The organism is Nocardiopsis sp. NPDC055824 (assembly GCF_053616335.1).
In genome coordinates this window covers 1-5129 of sequence record NZ_JBSHDN010000307.1, presented here as the reverse complement: position 1 = coordinate 5129, position 5129 = coordinate 1, and the positions used below count along the sequence as shown (strand labels likewise).

The 5129-nt window shown below is 71.9% G+C and carries 6 protein-coding genes; 2 read left to right on the top strand and 4 right to left on the bottom strand.

What is annotated here, in order from left to right:
- The 4 genes from ACWGL3_RS30800 to ACWGL3_RS30785 form a co-directional block, all read right to left on the bottom strand.
- Positions 1-1157: tripartite tricarboxylate transporter permease (locus ACWGL3_RS30800; protein ID WP_452462097.1), on the bottom strand; the 1157-nt coding region annotated here is incomplete at its 3' end.
- Complete coding sequence (locus ACWGL3_RS30795) at positions 1158-1745, bottom strand: tripartite tricarboxylate transporter TctB family protein (RefSeq protein ID WP_452462096.1); 588 nt, start codon at positions 1743-1745, stop codon at positions 1158-1160. It abuts the gene before it with no gap.
- Entirely contained in the window at positions 1742-2734 is a 993-nt protein-coding gene (locus ACWGL3_RS30790) for a Bug family tripartite tricarboxylate transporter substrate binding protein (protein WP_267947540.1), read from the bottom strand. The genes ACWGL3_RS30795 and ACWGL3_RS30790 overlap by 4 nt, the downstream gene beginning before the upstream one ends.
- Before the next feature lie 369 nt (positions 2735-3103).
- Positions 3104-3769, bottom strand: coding sequence for an ATP-binding protein (locus tag ACWGL3_RS30785; RefSeq protein ID WP_267947541.1), 666 nt, complete (start codon positions 3767-3769; stop codon positions 3104-3106).
- A gap of 182 nt (positions 3770-3951) precedes the next feature.
- Between ACWGL3_RS30785 and ACWGL3_RS30780 the strand changes: the two genes are divergently transcribed.
- Positions 3952-4857, top strand: coding sequence for a helix-turn-helix domain-containing protein (locus tag ACWGL3_RS30780; protein ID WP_452462095.1), 906 nt, complete (start codon positions 3952-3954; stop codon positions 4855-4857).
- Positions 4850-5044 (top strand): DUF397 domain-containing protein, encoded by a 195-nt coding sequence (locus ACWGL3_RS30775; protein ID WP_267947543.1) that lies wholly within the window; start codon positions 4850-4852, stop codon positions 5042-5044. The genes ACWGL3_RS30780 and ACWGL3_RS30775 overlap by 8 nt, the downstream gene beginning before the upstream one ends.
- Positions 5045-5129: the final 85 nt, after the last annotated feature.

The window sequence follows — 5129 nt, the reverse complement described above, 5'->3', positions numbered from 1 at the left end:
AAGGGCAGGTTCAGGATGAGCAGCATGACGCTGCCGATGAACAGGCTGGCCAGGAGCGCCCACACCAGGTCGGCGTTGCGCTCGAAGAGCAGCGGCCCGGGCTGCATGCCGTACTGCTGGAAGGCGGCGAGCATGATCGCCGCCGTGGCCGAGGTGGGCAGCCCCAGCCCCAGCAGGGTGCCCATGGCGGTTCCGGCGGTCGCGCTCGCGGCGGCCTCCGGGGCGGCCACGCCCTCGATCGCCCCGTTGCCGAACTCGTCCTCGCCGGTGCCGCGCCGGGCGCGCCGCGCGGCGAGCTTGCGCTCGGCGCCGAAGGCCAGGAAGGTCGGGATCTCCGAGCCGCCCGCCGGGATCGACCCGAACGGCAGGCCGAACAGGGTGCCGCGCATCCAGGCCGGGAAGGTGCGCCGCAGGTCGGCGCGGCCCAGCCACGGAGTGCCGGCGCGTCGGAGCGAGCCGCCGACCCCGCCGCCCGCGTGGGCGGTGGCGGCCACGTGGAACACCTCGCCGACGGCCAGCAGCGCCACGGTCACGGTGATGATGCTGAAGCCCTCGAAGAGCTGGGGGACGCCCAGGGTGAAGCGCTCGGCCCCGCTGAGGCTGTCGATGCCCACCATCGAGATGGCCAGGCCGATGCCCAGGGCGATCAAGCCGCGTACGGCCGAGTTCGAGACCACGGCGGACGTGGCGACGAACGCGAAGACCGTGAGCGCGAAGTACTCGGCCGGACCGAATCGGAGCGCCAGCTCCACGATGACCGGGGAGAAGAACGCCACCAGCGCCGTGGACACGATCGCGCCGATGAAGGCTCCGATCGCCGCCGTGGCCAGCGCCTGCGGCGCCCGACCGCGCCTCGCCATCTTGTGCCCCTCGATGGCGGTGGCGATGGCCGAGGCCTGCCCGGGCGTGTTCATGAGGATGGCGGCGGTCGAGTCGCCGAACAGCCCGCCGTAGTAGACGCCGGCGAACATGATGAACGCGCCGGTGGGGTCGAGGTGGAAGGTGACCGGGAGCAGCAGCGCGACGGCCATGGAGGAGCCCAGGCCGGGCACCACGCCCACGGCGGTGCCGAGGACGACGCCCACCAGGGCCAGGAAGAGGTACTCGGGGCTCAGCGCGTTGGCGAACCCCGCCATGAGGTTGTCGACGACGTCCATCTAGAAGATGCCTCCGAGGATTCCGGCCGGCAGGTTCAGGCCGAGGCCGGCGACGAAGGCGAGCTGGATGAGGGAGGAGAACGTCAGGGACAGCACCGCGTCGAACAGGAGGCGGCGGCTGCCCAGGGCGTAGGCGATCCCGAAGAACAGCAGTGCCGCGGACAGGAGCCATCCCACCGGCTGGAGGATGGCGATGAACACCGTCATCGTGGCGACGACGATGCCCAGGCAGCGCCAGTCGATGCGCACGGGCGCGTCCTCGCCGGTCTCGGCGGCGTCGGCGCCCGGGGCCTGCTCGGCGGCCTGCTCGGCGGCCTGCGCGGGGCGGGCCGGCCGCAGGACGACCTGCACGGCCAGGGCGAGGCCGACGGCGCCCATGAAGACCGCGACCAGGGTCGGGAAGAAGCGCGGGCCGGGCGGCTCGGTGCCGGTCGGCACGGGGATGGCGGCGGTCTGCACGGCGATGAACCCGGCGATGCCCAGCACCAGGGCGGCGACCAGCAGTTCGGACCTGCCCTGCCACCAGGGCGGCCGGGGCGGGGCGTCGGGCTCCGTGGCCCGTGCGGGGGTGGTGGCGTCGGTACTCAAGACAGGCCCAGTTCTTCGGTGATGGTGTTGATGCGCTCGGTCTCCAGGGCGAGGAACTCCTCGAACTCCGCGCCGGTCTGGAAGGTGTCGTCCCAGCGGTTGCGCTCCAGGGTCTGCGCCCACTCCGGGGTGTCGTGCATCTCGGTGACGATCTCGGTCAGCTCGGCCCGCTCGGCCTCGGTGATGCCGGGAGGGGCCACGAGGCCGCGCCAGTTGGGCAGGACCGCGTCGATGTCCTGCTCGGCCAGCGTCGGGACGTCGATGCCCTCGACGCGCTCGTGCGCGGAGACGCCCAGGGCGCGCACGTTGCCCGCCTCGATCTGGTCGCTGAACTCGTTGAAGCCGCTGATGCCGACGTCGACGCTGCCCGACAGCAGCGAGGTCAGCGCCTCGCCGCCGCCGGAGAAGGCGATGTAGTTGACGTCGCGGGGATCGACGTCGACCTCGGAGGCGACGAGTCCGGCCAGCAGGTGGTCGGTGCCGCCCAGGGAGCCGCCGCCGACCGCCATGCCGCCCGGGTCCTCGCGCCAGGCCTCGGCCAGGTCGCCCATGTCCTGGTAGGGGGAGTCGGCGGGGACCACGATCACCTCGTAGTCGTCGGCCAGCCGGGCGATGGGGGTGACGTCCCGGAGGTCGTGCGAGGAGTTGTTGACGATGATGCTGCCGATCATGACCGTGCCGGTCACCATCAGCGTGTTGGCGCGGCCCTCCTGGCGGACCGCCTGCGCGAGCCCGATGGTGCCGCCCGCGCCGGGGACGTTGACGACCTGGTTGTTGGCGACGATGCCGCCCTCGCGGAGGGCGTTCTGCCCCTCGCGTCCGACCAGGTCCCAGCCGCCGCCGGGAGCGGCGGGCACGATGGTGGTGAGGCGGCTGCGCACGGCCTCGCCGCCGTCGCCGCCGGTCGACGAGGCGTTGACCGCCGCGGCGCCGATGACGACGGCCGCCGCGACCGCGCCGCCGACGCGCAGGATGCGCTGCATGCTCATGGGTTGGCTCTCTCCGTTGCTACCGGTCCGCGGCGCGTGCGGGCGCTCGCGGGCCGGCGGACCTCCCGAGGCGGGCAGTGGCGGCCGTTACACGTCTACGTGTCGCCGGTCGCATTTCGCTTCGGTTGCGTGAGCATGTCCTACGGATTGCCTGGAAGGATGACTTTTGGTCGTTTTGGACACAGTGGTTTTTTTGTTCGCCCCGGTCGGCGCCCACCGGTCGCGGGTGTGGCCCGGGGGCGCGGCGGCGTCCCGGTCGGGGCGGGGCCTCGCCGGGGCGGCGCCCGCGTCAGCCCCAGCCCGCCTCCCCGCCTCCCGTCGTCCTGCCTCCCTGGGCGTCCGTTCCGGGGGCGCGGCCGTTGCCCGCCCTCACCGGCCGCCACCGCTGTCGGAGGCGGGGGACGCCGGCCCGGGAGGCGCGGCTCCCACGGGCCCGGCGGTCCTCGTGGCCTCGGAGGTCCCGGCGCCCCTGATGGTCCCGCGTGCCTCCGCGGCCCCGGGGGCGGAGGGGTGGCGCGCTGTGGGGGCTCCGGGGCGGTCCAGCTCGAACCACACGGTGGTCCGTCCGTCCTCGTGCAGCGTGCCCCACCGATCGGACTGCAACGCGACCAGGCGCAGGCCCCGGCCGCCGACCCGGTCCGGGGCCAGGGGGCGCACGTGCGGGGAGGCGGCGCCCTCGGTGCGCGGTCCCTGGTCGGTGACCCTGACCTGGACCCGGCCCCGGAGCCGGTGCAGGGTGACGACGACCTCGCCGCCCTCGGCGCCGCTCAGCGAGTGGGTGATCGCGTTGTTGAACAGCTCCGAGGCGAGGCACTGGAGCAGTTCGGTGGACCGGGGCGGCAGCGAGGCGAGCGAGGCGAGCCGCCGGCGCAGGATCGAGGCCGTCTCCGGGACCCCCGCGAGGGTGAGGGAGTGGCCGATGCCCACGGGATCCGGTTCCACCAGGATGGCCGCGCGGTCGCGGGGATCGGTGGTCCTCCGGGGGAGGCGCGGAGGGGCGCCGCTCTCCACCTGGTTGTCCCGCCGTTGCTCCATACGGATCACTGATCCCACTTGAATCCCCGTTTCGGGGCCTCCGAAATGCGGGGCCCGAGAGTTCCCGACTGGTGGAGGGCCGGTTGTGAGCTGCCCTGACGTCGGCGGTGCGGATGGGGTCCGGCCCATAGGAAACACAATGGACCGTCCCGGCCGGGAGGGAAAGGGAAACAACCAGGTTGGTGCGCGATCAGGGAATCGGTTGTTGCCGGTTGCAGGTCTACGGCAGTGTGGTCCCACTGGTTTTCCCCTCGGGCGATCGGGCGGACATGGAGAAGAAGCGCGGCAAGGCCAAATGGCGCAAGGTGGGCGGTGAGCTGCGGGCCCTGCGCACGGGTGCGAACCTGCGGCAGAAGGACGTGGCGCCCCACGCCGGGGTCGTTCCCGCCCAGGTGTCGGCGTGGGAGAACGGCATTCGGGGGATGAGCGCGGCGCAGGCGCTCGCCCTCGATCGCGCGCTCAATGCGAACGGCCGCCTCGTCCGGGTGTACGAGAATACGGAAACGCCTGAAAATCTCCCAAAGTGGTACGAGCAGGTTCCTGAAATCGAACAGCGGGTTTCTGAGCTGAGGGAGTACCAGTGCCAGCTCGTCCCGGGGCTGATCCAGACGGACGCCTATGCCCGGGCGGCCATCAGGGACGCTCTGCCGTGGGCCTCCGACACCGAGGTCAAGCAGATGGTCACATCCCGCACGGGCCGCCGGTCCCTCCTGGCGAAGGACGGCTCCCCACTGGTGACCATCGTGGTCGAGGAGTTCGTCCTGAGTCGTGCGATAGGGGACGAAAGTATTCAGGCTGCCCAGCTGGATCGCGTGCTCGAGCTTGCGGAGAGGGGAAAGATCCGCTTCCAGGTCGTGCCGACGGATGTTCGGAGCCACTACGGGACGGCCGGCCCGTTCCGGATCTACACCTTCCCCGACAGGCCGGCCCTGGCCTCAGCCGAGTACACGGCCGGCGAGGTGTTGATCGATGACCTGGATACCGTGCAGAAGTGCATGACCATCTTCGGTTTCCTGCAAGCCGAGGCGCTGCCGATGGCGGCCTCCGTCGAACTGGTCAGGAAGGTCAGGAAGGGCATTGATGATTGAGCATGGCCTCGACAGGCACGTGTGGCACAAGAGCAGCCACAGCTCGGGACAGGGAAGCTGTGTGGAGGTGGCGGAGGGGGAGCGGGTGCTGGTGCGTGACACCCGGAACCGCCCTCTCGGCCACGTCGAGTACACCGCCGGCGCCTGGTCCGACTTCCTCCGAGGTGTGAAGAGCGGGGCCTCCTAGGCCTGGATCACCGCGGCCGACCGGCGAGGCGGTCAACCGCGGTGGTCGTCGGGAGGCCGGTCCCCGGGCGGAGCCGCCCGGGGAC

Coding starts and splice junctions, on each gene's coding strand:
- ACWGL3_RS30790 (WP_267947540.1), bottom strand. CDS start 2,734: ATGAGCATGCAGCGCATCCTGCGCGTCGGCGGCGCGGTCGCGGCGGCC.
- ACWGL3_RS30785 (WP_267947541.1), bottom strand. CDS start 3,769: ATGGAGCAACGGCGGGACAACCAGGTGGAGAGCGGCGCCCCTCCGCGC.
- ACWGL3_RS30775 (WP_267947543.1), top strand. CDS start 4,850: ATGATTGAGCATGGCCTCGACAGGCACGTGTGGCACAAGAGCAGCCAC.